Source organism: Aeromonas sp. S5(2024) (assembly GCF_041403025.1).
In the GTDB taxonomy this organism is placed as follows: Bacteria; Pseudomonadota; Gammaproteobacteria; order Enterobacterales; family Aeromonadaceae; genus Aeromonas; species Aeromonas hydrophila.
In genome coordinates this window covers 43,391-58,717 of record NZ_JBGLRI010000015.1, presented here as the reverse complement: position 1 = coordinate 58,717, position 15,327 = coordinate 43,391, and the positions used below count along the sequence as shown (strand labels likewise).

The window sequence follows — 15,327 nt, the reverse complement described above, 5'->3', positions numbered from 1 at the left end:
CAATGGGCCCTCCCTCGCCCTTTGATAGGCATCACAAATGGGTGGGGCTGGGGGGATGACCGGACCCTTCTGATGCTGCATGATGAGGTTTTCGAGAAGGAGCCTCAGATGCAGATCACCATTCGTCACGCCGAACCGGCCGATGCCCCCGCCTTGCGGGATCTCTATGCCATGCCCAACGCTCAGGCGGGCACCCTGCAACTGCCCTATCCGACCCTGGGCGTCTGGCAGAAGCGGCTGGAGAGCGGCAGCGTGGTGGCGCTGGTGGCCGAAGTCGACGGCCTGCTGGTGGGCCAGCTCTCGCTGCATATGGAGCCCAACCCCAGGCGCAAGCACGTGGCCTGTATCGGCATGGGGGTGCGGGATGACTGGGCCGGCAAGGGAGTGGGCTCCGCCCTGCTGGGGGCCGCGCTGGAGATGGCCGACAACTGGCTCAACCTGCAACGCGTCGAGCTCACCGTCTACACCGACAATCAGGGGGCGCTGGCGCTCTATCGCAAGTTCGGTTTCGTCGAGGAGGGACTGGCCCGTGGCTACGCCTTTCGCCAGGGTGAGTATGTGGATGCCCTCTACATGGCGAGGATCCGGCCATGATCGACTACCGCCGCCGGCTCATCCCGGTGCTGCGGGCGCTGGAGCAGGATCCGGATCTCTCCATCGAGGCGCTGGCGGAGCGGGCCTGCCTCTCCCTCTATCACTTTCACCGGGTGTTCACCGCCGTGGCGGGCGAGGCGCCGGGGGAGATGTGCCGGCGCTTGCGCATGCAGCGGGCGGCCTGGCAGCTCTGCTACACCGATGCCAGCATCACCGCCATCGCGCTGGGGGCAGGGCTAGGCAGCTCCCAGGCGTTTGCCAAGGCCTTTCGTCGCTACTATGGCTGCACACCGGGCGCGTTTCGCAGTAACAAGAGCAAGAACGGACACCTGGAGAGCAAGGATGGACACGCATGGGATGGCCCGTCCCCTTATGCTGAAGGCTACTCATCAGCAAGGAGCAACACCATGAAAACAATCGAGATGGATGCCCGCACTCTGGCCTATATCCGGGTCACCGGTCCCTATGGCGAGGGTTATGATGCCGTCTGCGGCCGCTTGCACCAGTGGGCCGCTGCGCGCGGGCTGGAGGGTGGGGAGTGGATCTTCATCTACCACGACAACCCGGAGGTGACGCCGCCGGCCCAGTGCCGCACCGACATCGGCATCACTGTGCCGCCCCAGACCCGGGGCGAGGGTGAGGTGGAGACCCAGCTCATCCCGGCTGGCCGTTATGCCCAGTCCCGTTACCTCATCACCGACCGCAACCAGTACGGACCGCGCTGGCAGGAGCATGTGGGTGACATAGTGGCGGCCGGGCTGGAGTTTGGCAGCGGCCCCTGCTTCGAGCTCTACCACAGCGTGAGCAACGATCCCCTGCGCGACGACGTGAGCTTCTGCTCCAGCGTGCGCTAGGCGTGCTGCCATAAAACGAGGCGCCCTGGGCGCCTCGTTTTGTTTGGGGTGACTGGCGTTCCGGCATACCCGCTGTATCAGGGCTGGCTCGGCACCTTGTCCCGCCGCGACTTCCACCACCAGCGCAGGCGGATATGTGAGATCAGGCATGTGGGCCAGCATCAGACGACAGGCCGAAGATGGCCTACTCGGCTAGGGCTGGCTCGGCACCTTGTCCCGCCGGGATTTCCACCACCAGCGCAGGCGGATCTGGGAAATCAGCATGCCTGCCAGCATCAGGGCGCAGCCTACCATGGCGCGCTCGTCGAGGGTTTCTCCCAGCAACAGCACGCCACCGATGGCGGCGAACACCGTCTCCAGGCTGAGGATGATGGCGGCATGGGCCGGATGGGCGCCGCGCTGACCCACTACCTGCAGGGTGTAACCCACCCCGACCGACACCAGGCCGGCATAGAGCAGGGCCTGCCAGCCGGCCACCGCGCCGCTCAGACTGGGTGTCTCGATGACCAGCGCTGTGCCCAGGCTGAGCAGGCCGCACACCACGAACTGAACGCCGGCGAGGCGAATGGGGGCGACCCGGCTCGAGTAGTGATCCAGCACCAGCAGGTGTACGGCCCAGAACAGGGCGCCCACCACCTGCAGCAGGTCGCCGTAGCCGATGGTGAAATCCTCGGTGACGCTGAGGTAGTAGAGCCCCGCCATGGCGATGAGGGCGCCAACCCAGGTGTTGGCCCCCGTCTTGTGGCGCAGGGCGAGCCCGATCACCGGCACCAGTATGATGTAGAGACCTGTGATGAAACCCGCCTTGGCTGCCGTGGTGTAGAGCAGCCCCACCTGTTGCAGCGAGGCGGCGCTGAACAGCACGGTACCGGCGATGAGGCCGCCGGTCAGCAGCAGACGCCGATCACCGGGCTGGGCCCTGGGTTGCCGGGACTTGAGCCACCACAGTAGCGGCAGCAGAGAGGCGGCCCCCAGCAGAAAGCGCAGGCCGTTGAAGGTGTAAGGCCCCATGTGGTCCATCCCGAGTCGCTGGGCCACGAAGCCCAGCCCCCAGATGGCGGCGGCCATCAATAACATCATGTTTGAACGCATAGATTCATCCCTGAAAGACGGACGGGCAGGGCCGTGCCGCAAAGCGCCAGCCTCCAAGATAACCGTGCGCGGGGGGATTTGTCTTTAGCTGTCGATGAGGTTGGCAGTGTGAGCGGTTATCCCACGGCCTTGCCGCAGCTCGTGCGGCTCAACCGTTGGCGATGCCGGCCAGCAGTGGGATGAGAGCGAGCAGCAGCAGGTTGCCGCGCAGGATCCAGATCACCCAGAACTGCTGCTGGATGGAGACCATGGGGGCGCGCCCCTGGCGCAGGGAGCGGCGCCAGCGGTAGAAGAGACGGCTGGGATAGCCAAAGCTGATGGCCATCACGCAGAACAGCAGCAGCTTGGTGCGGTAGCCCGGATTGGCGAGCAGCACGGACGGCTCGTCGGGGTGGGCGAGCACCTGCAACACCCCGGTGATGAAGATGAGCAGCAGGGCCAGCGCCGCCAGGCCGTCGGCCAGCAGCAGCTTGCGCACCTGCTCGATGGACATGCCGCGACGGAACAGAAAATATTCGGAGGTGATCGCTCCGGTCAGGGTGATCACGGCGCAGTAGTGCAGCGCCATCAACAGATCCGGGTTCAGCATCCTTGTCGATTACCTCTCGTTGAGCAGATGGTCAGCTTCCCTTTGGACGCCATCTCGCGCTGCTGATATTCTGACACTACGCGTTGTCTGGCAATAGCAGGAGTCAGGATTGGATAAACGAGCGGTCTCCAAAAAAACCTGGTCCCTGGTTGCCCGGATGCGTCTGGGCCTGCTTCTGCTGTTCATCCCGGTATTGATGCTGGGGGGTATCTACTACCTGCACATGGAGCGCAGCCTGCAAAACGAACTGCAGCAGCGCCTGCTCGCCACCAATCATCAGCTGCGCCACGTCTTCATCGAGCCCTATCTGCACGAGATGGAGCGCCAGTTCACCCTCATTTACGACCAGGTGCAGGTGGCGGACATCAGCGGCCCCCGTCTGCACAACACCGAGACCTATCTGAAGGAGTGGCAGCTCTACAAGGGGGTCATGGCCGATCTGGTCTACATCTACATCGGCACTGCCGAACGCCAGATGCTGATCTACCCCGCCTGGCAGGCAGATGCCAACTTCGATCCCAGGGTTCGCCCCTGGTATCAGCTGGCCAGCCAGCACGTGGGCAAGATGGTCTGGACCGAGCCCTATTACGACTACACCAACGGCAATCTGGTGATCGCCCTGGCGCGGGCTCTGACCGACCGGGATGGCAAGGTGCGCGGGGTCTTTGCGATGGATGCCATCCTGGCCCCCTTTTCCGCCCAGCTGAATCGCCAGCTGGGGGACGGCTACCAGATGGTCGTCAACCAGTCCGGCAAGGTGCTGGCACATCCTGACACCGCTCAACTGCTCAAACCCATGGCCCATCCCGAGTGGCTCTCCCGCTTCAGTCAGGAGGACGGCATCTTTCTGGACAAGGCATCCAGCCAGTTCGTGGCCTACAGCAAGCTGCCCGAGCGCAACTGGGTGCTGATCAGCGTGCAGCCGGCGGCCAGCGTGATGGCGGTGGTGGAGCGGGTCTCCCTCAACGTGCAGCTGATGGTGGCGCTGGCCTGCGTGCTCTACGTGATGCTGGCGCTGGTCTGGTCCCGCTATTTTCGCCGCATGCTCGACGAGATCTCCAGCATGATCCGGGCGAGCCGGATGCAGCCCGATGACGTGCCGCAGGGGGGGATGCGCGAGCTCAGACACGTCTATGCCGAGCTGGCGGAGGTGAGCAAGGATTATCACGAGGCTCGCCAGCAGGCCAACCTCGACAAGCTGACCGGTCTCTACAACCGCCGTTTCTTCGACGAACGACTCAATCGTCTGCTGTTCGAGCATCAGCCGTTCTGCTTGGCCATGGTGGACCTGGACGATTTCAAGCGGGTCAACGACACCTTCGGCCATCAGACCGGGGACGTGGTGCTCAAGCGGGTGTCCAAGCTGGGCATGCGACTGCTGGGGGATCACGGCTGGGTCTGCCGCTACGGTGGCGAGGAGCTGGTGGTGCTGCTGGTCAACCCGGATATCCACTTCTGCCAGATGCTGCTGGAGCAGTTCCGCAAGGGGGTGGAGTCACTGGACTGGCGCGAGCCCGAGCTCAGGATCACTTTCAGCGGCGGGCTGGTGGCCAGTCAGGCGGGGATGGATGGCAAGACGCTGCTGGAGATCGCCGATGCCGAGGTGTACCGGGCCAAACGCGACGGCAAGAACCGCATCTATCTGGGCAGGCCGGAGGCGAAGAGGCAGGAGAATGCACCCCCTGCCGACGATGCACTGCTGAGCAAGGAAGAGGCCTGAGGGCCTCTTCTTCATTTAGGAGGCCAGCTGCCAGTCGAGGGTGGGCCAGGCCTGCTCGATGGCGATCTGGCGCAGACCGGGAGCCGGGTTCACCGCGTGGGGGTGGGCCACCGCCTGCAGCAGCGGCAAGTCGTTGTGGGAGTCGCTGTAGCCGTGGCTCTCCTGCCAGGGGTTGGCGCTGGCGGCAAACAGCTGGTTGATGCGGGCCACCTTGCCCTCGCGAAAGCTGAGGGTGCCGCGGGTCTGGCCGGTCAGCATGCCAGCCTCCTCGTCGAGCAGGATGGCCACGCAGTGATCCATCCCCAGCATCTGCGCCATGGGGGCCACCAGATGCTCGCCGGAGGCGGAGATGAGCACCAGCTCGTCGCCACGCTGGCGGTGCCACTCGATACGTGCCAACCCCTCCGGGTAGATACGATCACGCAGCACCTGCTCGGCAAAGCGGGTGCAGAGCGAGTCGAGCCATTGGCGCGTCTTGCCCGCCAGCGGTTGCAGGGTGAAGGCCATGTACTGGTGCATATCCATCTTGCCCTGATGGTAGAGGGACATCATCGCCTGCTCCTCGGCGATCATGCTGGCCGGAGCCAGCTCCTCGGCCACCATGTACGCCAGCCAGAGGCTGGCGGAATCCCCGGCAATCAGGGTCTCGTCCAGATCAAACAGTGCCAGTGCCATGGGCGCTCCTCGCAGTAAAAATGGAAATGAAATGCGGTGTCATGCTACCTCACAGAGCTGATCCCGGGCCACCACCAGGGTCACGGCGCTGCCCACCGGCAGCAGCTCGCCGGCACAGCGGTTGAGGCAGTCCACCGTCAGCAGGCCCGCCGCACAGCTCACCTGATAGCGGATCACGTTGCCGAGAAGTTGCTGCCCGCTGATGAGCCCCGGCAGGTGAGGTTCATCGCTGCGGGCACCGGCCGGCAGCAGGGAGAGCGACTCCGGCCGTAGCGCCAGCTTGCCGGGAGCCCCACCACCCAGCAGGGTGCCGGCCTGCTCGGGAGACAGCAGGTTGTAGTTGCCGATAAAGCTCGCCACAAACTCGCTGGCGGGGCGGGTGTAGATCTCCTCCGGCGTGCCGCTCTGGACGATGGATCCCTTGTTCATCAGGAAGATCCGGTCCGACATGGTCAGTGCCTCCTCCTGATCGTGGGTCACGAAGATGGTGGTGAGTTCAAGGCGCTGCTGGATCTCGCGGATCTGCTGGCGCAGGCTGCGGCGGATGCGGGCATCCAGGGCCGAGAGCGGCTCGTCCAGCAGCAGGATCCTTGGCTGCACCACCAGAGCGCGGGCCAGCGCCACCCGCTGGCGCTGGCCGCCGGAGAGTTCGGCCGGATAGCGGCGCTCGAAACCGGTCAGCTCCACCAGCGCCAGCGCCTCCTGCACGCTGGCGGCGAGATCCCGTCCCGGCTGGGGCTTCATCTTGAGGCCGAAGGCGACGTTGTCCCGCACCGTCATGTTGGGGAACAACGCATAGCTCTGGAACACCATGCCGATGCCCCGCTTCTGGGGCTCCTGCCAGGTGATGTCTTCACCGGCCACCCGCACCTGACCACCATCCACCGGGGTGAGCCCGGCCAGCGCCCGCAGCAGGGTGGACTTGCCGCAGCCGGAGGGGCCGAGCAGGGTCACCAGCTCCCCCTTGCGGATGCCGAATTCAATCCCCTCGAACACTCTGGTGTCGCCGTAGGATTTGTGCAGTTGATTCACTTCTAGATGGAACATGTTGATTCACCGATGAAATCTGTTCGCCGCCCAGGTGAGCAGCAGGGTCAGCAGGAAGTAGCTCATCACCAACGCGCTGGTGAAGTGGCCCGAGGTGGCGCGCATGTTGTAGAGGTAGACCTGCAGGGTCTCGTAACGGGTGCCCACCAGCATGTTGGCAAACACGAACTCGCCGAGCAGGAAGGAAAGGGAGAGAAACAGCGCCGCCAGCAATCCCTTGCGCAGGCAGGGGATCACCACCAGCAGGAAGGCGCGGGCGCTGCTCGCCCCCAGCAGATGGGCGGCATCCATCAGATCTTTCAGTGGCACCCCCTGCAGGCTGTTGGCCAGCGCCCGGTACATGAAGGGGAGCACCACGGTGAACCAGGTGCCGATCAGGATCCACGGCGTGCCGATGATGGGCAGGACGCCATCGGCGTAGATCTGCAGCAGCCCGACCGAGGAGACCACTGGCGGCACCGCGAAGGGGAGCAGGATCAGCAGGTTCATCCAGGGATCCAGCCTGGGGAAGTAGTAGGCCACCACCAACACGGTCGGTACCAGCACCAGGGTGCCCAGCAACAGGGTGGCGAAGCAGACCAGGAGGCTGCGGCCAAACGCCGCCAGAAAGCGCGGGTCGCCCCACAGTTTGAGATACCAGTCGAGAGTGAAGCCGTCCGGCAGCAGGGTCGCCCCCCAGCGGGTGGAGATGGAGTAGAGAAAGGTGGCCAGCAGCGGCAGCAGCAGGGTGGCGACCAGCGCCCCCAGCACCCAGCGCGGCCAGCTCGGTTGCAGATCACGCATGGGATTGCCCCTTGTTCACATAGCTCTTTTTCAGCAGCCACTGGTTGGCGGCCGTCACCACCCCCAGCAGCACCATCAGGATCACCGCCAGCGCCGCCGCCATGTTGGGCTCGAGGAAGATGTCGCCGGAGACCAGACTCGCCACCCGGATGGTCACCAGGTTGAAGTTGCCGGTGGTGAGGGCATAGGCGGAGGCATAGGCCCCCACCGCATTGGCAAACAGGATGATCAGGGTGCCGAGGAGGGCAGGGGTGAGCACCGGCAACGCCACGTGCCACACATACTGGCCCTTGCTCGCGCCGAGCAGTGCGGCGGCCTGCGGCCACTCATCCTGCAGCGCATCGAACGCCGGGTAGAGCAGCAGCAGGGCGAGCGGGATCTGGAAGTAGGTGTAGATGAGGATGAGGCCGCTGCCCGAGTAGAGGTTGAAACCGTCGATGAGGCCCCAGGATTTCAGCAGCAGGGTGACCGCGCCATTGATGCCGAGAATGATGATGAAGGCGAACGCCAGCGGTACGCCGCTGAAGTTGCCGGTCATGGTGACGAAGGCCAGCAGTACCCGTTTGACCCGCTCGCCGCTGTGGCGCAGTGCGGCTGCCCCGAGGGTGCCGATGGCAAGTCCCGCCAGACTGGCGATACCGGCGATGCGCAAGGAGTTGCCGAACGATTGCAGGTAGAAGGGGGAGCTCAGGATCTCCCGATAGTAGTCGAGGCCCCAGCCATCCGGGGTCTGAAAACTGCCCACCAGCACCCACACCATGGGGGCGAGCTGGAACAGGATCATCAAGAGGACAAACGGCAGCAGCACCAGCGCCGGCAGCCAGTGGCGGCGCACCTTGTGCTTGGTTGCCATGGGTTGATCCGCCAGGATCTCGGTGGTGGCGGGCATCATCAGTGCACCTCCGGCAGGTTGCCGGCCTTGAGCAGCGGCGGGCCGCTCGGCTTGTCGTGAGTCACCCCCAGCAGATCGGCCATCAGGGCGCAGAGCTGAGTCTGCTGCATGGCGGGGCCGGCCGGCCACTGGGCCACAAACGCATCGCCAAACAGCCAGAGCGGTACTCGGCGCTCCTCGGCCAGGGTGCCGCCGTGGCTCAAGTCGTTGTTCATGCCGTGATCCGAGGTGATCACCACCTGATACCCCTCCGCCAGCCACTGGGGCAGCAGGTCGGCCAGCAGGCTGTCCATCCGGCGCGCCTGATTGCGGTACTGGCGGGAGTCGAGACCAAACTGGTGGCCGGCGTCATCCACCCCCATCGGGTGGATCAGCAGAAAATCGGGATCGTACTGGCTGCGCAGCCACTCGCCATCCATCAGCAGATGGCTGTCGGGGTAGCCGTCATCCCAGTAGAAGCAACCGTGCTGGATGGGCAGCCGCTCGTCATGGGTAAAGCGATCGCGGGCCGCTTGCCAGGGGCTCTGGTTGTAGAGCTCGCTCACCCAGTGGTAGGCCGCCGCTGCGGTGCGTTTGCCGCCCGCCCGGGCCAGATGGAAGATGGACTCCTGCCGGCTGAGACGGCTCACCCCGTTGTGGGTGATGCCGCTCTCCACTGGCGTCGCTCCGGTCAGGATGCACTCGTAGAGGGGCCGGGAGAGGGAGGGCAGGGCGCAGCTCAGGGTTGCCTGCAACCCCTGGCCCGCCTCCACCATGCCCGCGAGGTAGCCCATGCAATGGGCTACCTCGGCAGAGAGGCCATCCACAAGTACTACTATCACCTTGTGTTGCACTGGCCGCTCCTTATTGCATGTTGATCATGACGGTTTCCTGCCACTGGCGCGGCAGGGCCTTGGAGCTCTGCTCCCAGGCGGCGTGATCCTGTACCGGCTTGGCGTTGGCGTACTGCTCGGCCGGCAGCAGCTTGGCCTTGACGTCGTCCGGCAGGGGCACGCTGCTGCGAATGGGGCGGGCATAGCCGCGGGCCAGGTTGATCTGGCCGGCGTCGGAGAGGATGTATTCCCGCGCCAGCTTGGCGGCGTTGGGGTTTTTGGCCCACTTGTTGATGATGGTGGTGTAGCCGGCGATGACGGAGCCGTCGCTCGGGATCACCACCTCAAACTTCTTGGGGTCGATCTGGTCGCGGTAGTTGAGGGCGTTGAAGTCCCACAGCACCCCCACTTCCACCTCGCCCTTCTCGATGTTGGCGATGGTCGGGTCGTTCAGCGACAGGCGACCCTGCTGGGCCAGCTTGCCGAACAACTCCAGGGCTGGTTTGAGATTCTTCTCGCTGCCACCGGTGGCATAGGCTGCCGCCAGCACGCCGTTGTTGGCCTGGGAGGCGACACCCACGTCACCCAGGGTCACCTTGTAGTCGCCGCCCAGCAGGGACTGCCAGCTGGTGGGGGCGGCCTTGACCAGATCCTTGTTGATCAGGAAGGCGATGGTGCCGGTATAGGCCAGCATCCAGTGACCGTCTGCATCCTTGGCCCAGTTGGGAATGTCGGCCCAGGTGGAGGGTTTGTAGGGCTGGGTGACCCCCTGCTTGACCGCCACCGGGCCGAAGGCGCCGCCCACGTCGCCGATGTCGGCGGTGGCATTGGCCTTCTCGGCGGCGAACTTGGCGATCTCCTGCGCCGAGCTCATGTCGGTATCCTGATGCTTGATGCCGTAGATGCTGCCGAGCTGCTGCCAGGTATCCTTCCAGTTGGCCCAGCTGTCGGGCATGCCGATGCTGCTGAGCTGGCCTTCACCGCGAGCGGCTTTCTCGAGATCCGCGATGTTCTCGGCGGCAAACAGTGGTTGGCTGATGGCCACCAGGGCCAGTGCACTTGCGATCACGCTTTTCATCATCCCATCCCTCTGGACTAGGTCAGTTAAGGTTCGAGAGGGATGCTAGAGGGGAAATATGACGGTGGCGGGGCGCTTTGATGGCAGTTTGATGACAATCGCCCTGTCATGGCGCTGTCATCCACAGCGGTTACAACTCTGAACCCAAGTGAAGCTGGACTACTCCAGCAAGGGCTGAACCAACAAGGGCTAAGCCAGCCGCCGCAGTCAGGATGAGCGACAGGGATATGAGCGTGATTGAATCGAGATTGAGCGAGCGGGTCGCGGCCGATGGCCGCGCCTCCAAGTGTGAACAGATTTGCCAGACCCTGCGCCGCTATATCGGCAGCGGCCAGCTGGCGGCGGGGCAACAGTTGCCCGCCGAACGGGCGCTGAGCGAGCGCTTCGCCACTACCCGCATCACCATCAAGGAGGCGCTCTCCAGCCTCGAAGCAGACGGCCTTATCTACCGGGCCGAGCGGCGCGGCTGGTTCGTGGCGCCGCCAAGACTCACCTACGATCCCGCCATCCACACCCACTTTCACCAGTGGATCGGCGAGCAGCAGCGCACCGCCGAAACCCGGGTGCTGGCCCACGGCAGCGAGCTGGCCAGCAGTGAGCTGTGCCGCTGGATGGGGCTGGATCCTTTTACCCCGCTGTATGAGATCCGCCGCCTGCGTCTCATCGATGGCCGCCCGGTGCTCCACGTCAGCCACCATCTGCTGGCCAGCCGCTTTCCCGATATCGCCAGCGCGCCGCTGGCGAGCTCTCTCACCGAGCTCTATCTGCAGCGCTATGGCATAGGCCAGGGTGGGGCCAGCCTCGAGATCATCCCCTCGGCGGCGCGCGGCGCCATCGCCCGTGCCCTCAATCTGGCGGAGGGGAGCGCCGTGCTGCGGCTGGTGCGGGTCAATTATGACGAGCGGGGAGGGCTGGTGGATTGTGACATCGAGCACTGGCGACCGGATGCCATTCGCATTCACCTCGATACACGAGCATTGCAGCCGCTCGCAGGCAAGCTGCAGCAAATCCGGTTCGCCGACTAGGGGATATCCAGAGCACTGGCGGGTACAGTGGCCATCCGCATCTGTCTGGATACGCGAGCATTGCAGCCGCCTGCATTCGACAGGCCGGCGCAGATCCGGCTCGCGGGTCAGGGATGATCCAGCGAACCTCGGCGGGCCATGCCTGTGTGGAAAGGGAGGCGGATCCCGCAGGATCCGCCGGGATCAGTTGTCGATATTGGGGATCAGATCGTCGAAGCTCTGGTAGCCGCAGTCGGCCAGCTGCAGCGACATGGTGTAGGTCTTGCTGCCCTCTCGCTGGCCGATGGCGGGGCGGTTGAGCTTGAGCTCCTGGTGCCAGTACTCCTTCATCCGCTCGATCAGCGCCATCGCCTCGCTCTCGTCCAGATGGAGCTGGCACAGCGCCATGTAGTTGTTGGACTTGTGCATGTTCTCCACCAGATAGTCCCCCAGCACGGACATGGCCTGGCGCGCCTGCTGGCGGGCGAAGCGGCTGTGCTGCTCGAAGCTGATCCGCTCGCTGATGAGGAAGTGGTAGCTGTTGTCGATGCCGAGCTGCAGGATGCCGAGCTTCTCCAGCTTGCGCAGATAGAGGTAGCAGGAGGCATCGGTCAGGCCGTACTCCCGCTTGAGATCGATTAACGTCTTGTCGCGCCAGAAGATGTTGGCGAGAAAGGCGTAGAGGCCGGGCTCCTTGTGGAATGCCTCGTCCTGCTCCTGGGTGAAGACGGCGCGGCGGCTCTGAGCGTCCTGGGTACGGTCCAGCAGCTCCTCGAACGACAGCCCCACCAGGTGGCAGATCTCCAGCAAGGTATCGAACGGCAGGGAGGGCTTGTTCATCATCCGTTTGACGGTGGCGATGGAGACGCCCATGGCTTCTGCCAGGGTCTGATAGCGGATCCCCTTGTCGGTCAGGGTCTTCTTCAGGGTGTCGAGAATATTGTTGGCCAGGGTCTGGCTGTAGGTCATGCAACTATTCCTTTATCTGCATCTTTATGTTGTGTCAGAAACTGAGTTCTTTTGTCGTTATGGGCTCAGATACTGACACTTAAAAAAACCAGAGGAAACAAACCCGGCGTAATCGATGGAAATGGCCAGACCAGTCTGAGTGGAAGGTTGCAGATAGTGATACTCTGCGGTGCATATCCTTCAACCATTCAACATTTTGCTGGTGGCGCATAAAACATCGCGCATAATTCAACACGAATCGGATTCAAGACCTTCCTGGTTGAGAAATCGATTGTTTGCTTCCAATTTAAGGGTTTTTTAAACCGCAAGGTTTTTATTCTTTCCTGGCATTGAGCGGAACTCGCAAGAGGGCCGCTTTTTTCTTTTCTCCGAATTTGCGCCCGCCGTCAAGCGGCGGGGCACCGGCAGTTCGCCGTCGCTGCTTGCGCCCCCTCTTATGTTGCCGCCCGCTTTATTCCCCCTTGCAGGGAAACAGCTTGGGGATCTCCCGGATCAGCCAGCTCTTGGCCTTGCCCATGGTGTCGCGCCGCCAGGCCAGCACGACCTGGATCTGGTGGCGATATTCGGGGCTGATCACCTTGAGCCGTCCGGCCCTGATGTCCTCTTCAATCCAGCTCAGCGGCATGGTGCCGACCCCGATCCCCGCCAGCAGGGCGTCGCGCTTCTCGCCCATGGTGCTGACGGTGAGGCGCGGCTGCTTGTCGAGCAGGCGATAGGTGAGCACCGGCTTGCGCAGCGCCGTGTCGGCCACCGCGATGGCCCGGTAGCGGCGCAGGGTATCGTCCGCCAGGGGCTCGGGCTCCTGATGCAGGGGATGATCCGGGTGGGCGACGTAGAGCATCACCTCCTCCTGCAGCGGCTGGTGCTTGATGCCGGTCATCATGATGTCGGGATTGAGGGAGGAGATGAGCAGGTCGGCGCGGCCGTCCTCCAGACACTCCCAGCTGCCCGCCAGCACCTCGGCCCGCAGCCTGAGCCGGGTATCGGTCAGCTCGGCCAGCCGCTCCACCAGCGGGTAGAGGGCCTGCAGCGGCACCAGGGCATCGACGGCGATGGTGATGTCGGTCTCCCAGCCGCGGGCCAGCGCCCGGGTCTCGCCCACCAGGTGCTCGGCCGCCTCCAGCAGAACCCGACCCCGCTCCAGCAGCATGCGGCCTGCCGGGGTGAACTTGGTGCGGTGGCCGCTGCGGTCGAACAGCATGGCGTCCAGCTCGTCTTCCAGCTTCTGCACCGTGTAGCTCAGCGCCGAGGGCACCTTGCCCAGTTCGTCGGCCGCCGCCGCGAAGCTGCCGCGGCGGTCGATGGCATCCAGCACCCGGATGGCTTCCAGGGTCAGCGCCCGTTCCTTGTTCAGTTCCTTGGCCATAAATTGCCTTCAATTTTTTTGAACATGTTTGCCAGTTTATCTCGCTAACAAGTTAGGCCAAGTGTCTTTAATATTCAATCAACGCTTAGGCAGGAACGCCAAGCAGCCAAATAAACGGGTAGTTCCAGACTGTGACTCCATCAATCAGGGAGTCTGACTTCGGTGAAAGAACAACACACTATTTGAATGACCTCTTGCATGGATGCATTGATTCTGGCCACAGCGGCCTTGGCAATGACATAAAACCAAGAGAGTGAATGAACATGAAAAACGTAATCAAGATGCTGGCCGTTGCAGGCCTGATGACCGCAGGTTTTGCTCAGGCTTCCGTCCCGGCTGACCTCAACGCCGCCCCGGGCGTGCTGTTTGTGAACTGGCACGCCACCGCCGCGGTGGAAGGCAAGGGCAACCCCATGCTGGAAGTTCGTGACGAGTCTGGCGACCTGGTTGCCTCCGTCCATGCCAACCTGATGGGCAGCCAGCAGGTACAGATCCCGAGCCGCACCCAGGGCAACCTGACCGTGAGCCTGGGTGATCAGAGCAGCGACTACCGCATTCCGTTCGGCATCGGTAGCGGCAAGCAGCGTTAATCAACCGTATCGGTACGTGAGGAGCACACCATGATGAAATTGAGAGCCGCAGAAGCGCGCGGCAAGGCCAACTTCGGCTGGCTGGATGCGCGCCACAGCTTTTCCTTCGGGCACTACTACGACCCGGACTGGATGGGGCATTCAGTGCTGCGGGTCATCAATCAGGATCTGGTGGCGCCGGGTGGCGGTTTCGCGACCCACCCTCACGCCAACATGGAAATCCTGACCTGCGTGCTGCAAGGCACCATAGAGCACAAGGACAGTCTCGGCCATGCCGAGCAGATCCCGGCGGGGGATTTCCAGCTGATGAGCGCGGGGTCCGGCATCCGGCACAGCGAGTACAACCCCTCGCAGACCGAGCCGCTCTCCCTGCTGCAAATCTGGATCGAGCCGAACGAACACGGCACGACACCCGGCTATCAGCAGAAGAAGATTGAAGCCAATCCGGGCATGACGCTGGTGGCGTCACCGGACGGCGAAGCAGGATCCTTCAGGATCCGCCAGCAGGCCCGCGTCTGGCGGCTGCAGCTTGAACCGGGTGAGAGCCTCACCTGGGAGCTGGCCGGCCGACACGGCTACCTGCAGATGATTTCAGGGGAGCTTGCCGCCAACGGTCTGGCTGCCCGACCCGGCGACGGGGTTCTCAGTCGTGATGAGCCCAAATGGGATCTGGTGGCCGCGAGTGCCAGCCAAGCCCTGTTATTTGACCTACCCTGAAGCAGTCAGCGGTGATGTGACGCAAAACGAGGATATTGAAATGGACAAGATGAAAGATTTGGCACTGCTGGTGGGTCGCGTTCTGCTGGCTCTGATGTTTGTGATTGCGGGCTGGGGCAAGATCGGCGGTTACGCCGGTACCCAGGGGTATATGGAAGCCATGGGCGTGCCCGGTTTCATCCTGCCGCTGGTGATCCTGCTGGAGCTGGGCGGTGGCCTCGCCATCATGCTGGGCCTGTTTACCCGCAGCCTCTCCGTGCTGATGGCCGGTTTCACCCTGATGGCCGCCTTTATTTTCCACTATCAGCCTGCCGACCAGATGCAGATGCTGATGTTCATGAAGAACGTCTCCGTGGCCGGTGGTTTCCTGGCCCTGGCGGCGGCCGGTGCAGGGGCCTTCAGTCTGGATGCCCGCTTCGGCAAGAACTGGTAATACCCGGATAGCGAGAGTTTTCCAACGCCTTTTGGCCGGTGCAATTGCACCGGCTTTTTTATGCCCGTCACATTTGCCTGCGGCAGATGACGGCGACGTGATCGGCGACAAC

Annotated in this window: 17 protein-coding genes; 7 read left to right on the top strand and 10 right to left on the bottom strand. The window is 63.5% G+C overall.

Going from position 1 to position 15,327, the window contains the following annotated elements:
* Positions 1-108 precede the first annotated feature (108 nt).
* Entirely contained in the window at positions 109-594 is a 486-nt protein-coding gene (locus ACB032_RS21170) for a GNAT family N-acetyltransferase (RefSeq protein ID WP_017410779.1), read from the top strand.
* Entirely contained in the window at positions 591-1,448 is an 858-nt protein-coding gene (locus tag ACB032_RS21165) for a GyrI-like domain-containing protein (protein WP_371138691.1), read from the top strand. Before ACB032_RS21170 ends, ACB032_RS21165 begins: the two co-directional genes overlap by 4 nt.
* A gap of 192 nt (positions 1,449-1,640) precedes the next feature.
* Here the strand turns inward: ACB032_RS21165 and ACB032_RS21160 are convergent, their stop codons facing one another.
* Both ACB032_RS21160 and ACB032_RS21155 read right to left on the bottom strand, forming a co-directional pair.
* Positions 1,641-2,540, bottom strand: coding sequence for a DMT family transporter (locus tag ACB032_RS21160; protein WP_017410781.1), 900 nt, complete (start codon positions 2,538-2,540; stop codon positions 1,641-1,643).
* A 148-nt stretch (positions 2,541-2,688) separates the two neighbouring features.
* Positions 2,689-3,129, bottom strand: coding sequence for a DUF2214 family protein (locus ACB032_RS21155; protein WP_011707672.1), 441 nt, complete (start codon positions 3,127-3,129; stop codon positions 2,689-2,691).
* A 109-nt stretch (positions 3,130-3,238) separates the two neighbouring features.
* On the opposite strand from ACB032_RS21155, the gene ACB032_RS21150 reads away from it, so the two are divergent.
* The gene (locus tag ACB032_RS21150) at positions 3,239-4,849 is read left to right on the top strand and encodes a diguanylate cyclase (protein ID WP_371138690.1); all 1,611 of its coding nucleotides are present in this window, start codon (positions 3,239-3,241) and stop codon (positions 4,847-4,849) included.
* 15 nt (positions 4,850-4,864) lie between these two features.
* Here ACB032_RS21150 and ACB032_RS21145 read toward each other — a convergent pair whose 3' ends face one another.
* Genes ACB032_RS21145 through ACB032_RS21120 form a run of 6 tightly spaced genes read right to left on the bottom strand, consistent with a single transcriptional unit; the run spans position 4,865 to position 10,136 of the window.
* Entirely contained in the window at positions 4,865-5,524 is a 660-nt protein-coding gene (locus ACB032_RS21145) for an HAD family phosphatase (protein WP_043161341.1), read from the bottom strand.
* A gap of 39 nt (positions 5,525-5,563) precedes the next feature.
* Positions 5,564-6,571: an ABC transporter ATP-binding protein gene (locus ACB032_RS21140; protein ID WP_113995378.1), complete on the bottom strand. Its 1,008-nt coding sequence runs from the start codon at positions 6,569-6,571 to the stop codon at positions 5,564-5,566.
* Between the two features lie 6 nt (positions 6,572-6,577).
* Positions 6,578-7,354, bottom strand: a complete 777-nt coding sequence (locus ACB032_RS21135) for an ABC transporter permease (RefSeq protein WP_042065496.1) — start codon at positions 7,352-7,354, stop codon at positions 6,578-6,580.
* Entirely contained in the window at positions 7,347-8,246 is a 900-nt protein-coding gene (locus ACB032_RS21130) for an ABC transporter permease subunit (RefSeq protein WP_029305209.1), read from the bottom strand. The genes ACB032_RS21135 and ACB032_RS21130 overlap by 8 nt, the downstream gene beginning before the upstream one ends.
* Entirely contained in the window at positions 8,246-9,079 is an 834-nt protein-coding gene (locus ACB032_RS21125) for an alkaline phosphatase family protein (RefSeq protein ID WP_101616460.1), read from the bottom strand. The genes ACB032_RS21130 and ACB032_RS21125 overlap by 1 nt, the downstream gene beginning before the upstream one ends.
* A 10-nt stretch (positions 9,080-9,089) precedes the next feature.
* Positions 9,090-10,136 carry an ABC transporter substrate-binding protein gene (locus ACB032_RS21120; protein ID WP_371138689.1) on the bottom strand — a complete coding sequence of 349 codons (1,047 nt, stop codon included), beginning with the start codon at positions 10,134-10,136 and terminating at the stop codon, positions 9,090-9,092.
* 212 nt (positions 10,137-10,348) lie between these two features.
* On the opposite strand from ACB032_RS21120, the gene ACB032_RS21115 reads away from it, so the two are divergent.
* A complete protein-coding gene (locus tag ACB032_RS21115) occupies positions 10,349-11,161 on the top strand; it encodes a UTRA domain-containing protein (protein ID WP_371138688.1) in 813 nt (270 codons plus the stop codon).
* A gap of 183 nt (positions 11,162-11,344) precedes the next feature.
* Here ACB032_RS21115 and ACB032_RS21110 read toward each other — a convergent pair whose 3' ends face one another.
* Together ACB032_RS21110 and ACB032_RS21105 are read right to left on the bottom strand one after the other, a co-directional pair.
* Entirely contained in the window at positions 11,345-12,109 is a 765-nt protein-coding gene (locus tag ACB032_RS21110) for a helix-turn-helix transcriptional regulator (RefSeq protein WP_011707663.1), read from the bottom strand.
* A gap of 451 nt (positions 12,110-12,560) precedes the next feature.
* On the bottom strand, positions 12,561-13,475 hold the full coding sequence (locus ACB032_RS21105; RefSeq protein ID WP_011707662.1) for a LysR family transcriptional regulator: 915 nt from the start codon (positions 13,473-13,475) through the stop codon (positions 12,561-12,563).
* Positions 13,476-13,732: 257 nt separating this feature from the next.
* Here ACB032_RS21105 and ACB032_RS21100 point away from each other — a divergent pair, with 257 nt between their 5' ends.
* From ACB032_RS21100 to ACB032_RS21090, 3 genes are read left to right on the top strand one after another with little or no spacing between them, the layout of a single operon-like run.
* Entirely contained in the window at positions 13,733-14,065 is a 333-nt protein-coding gene (locus ACB032_RS21100; protein WP_045525792.1) for a hypothetical protein, read from the top strand.
* Positions 14,066-14,095: 30 nt separating this feature from the next.
* On the top strand, positions 14,096-14,782 hold the full coding sequence (locus ACB032_RS21095) for a pirin family protein (protein ID WP_042006079.1): 687 nt from the start codon (positions 14,096-14,098) through the stop codon (positions 14,780-14,782).
* 40 nt (positions 14,783-14,822) lie between these two features.
* Positions 14,823-15,215, top strand: a complete 393-nt coding sequence (locus ACB032_RS21090) for a DoxX family protein (RefSeq protein WP_016352231.1) — start codon at positions 14,823-14,825, stop codon at positions 15,213-15,215.
* Positions 15,216-15,327: the final 112 nt, after the last annotated feature.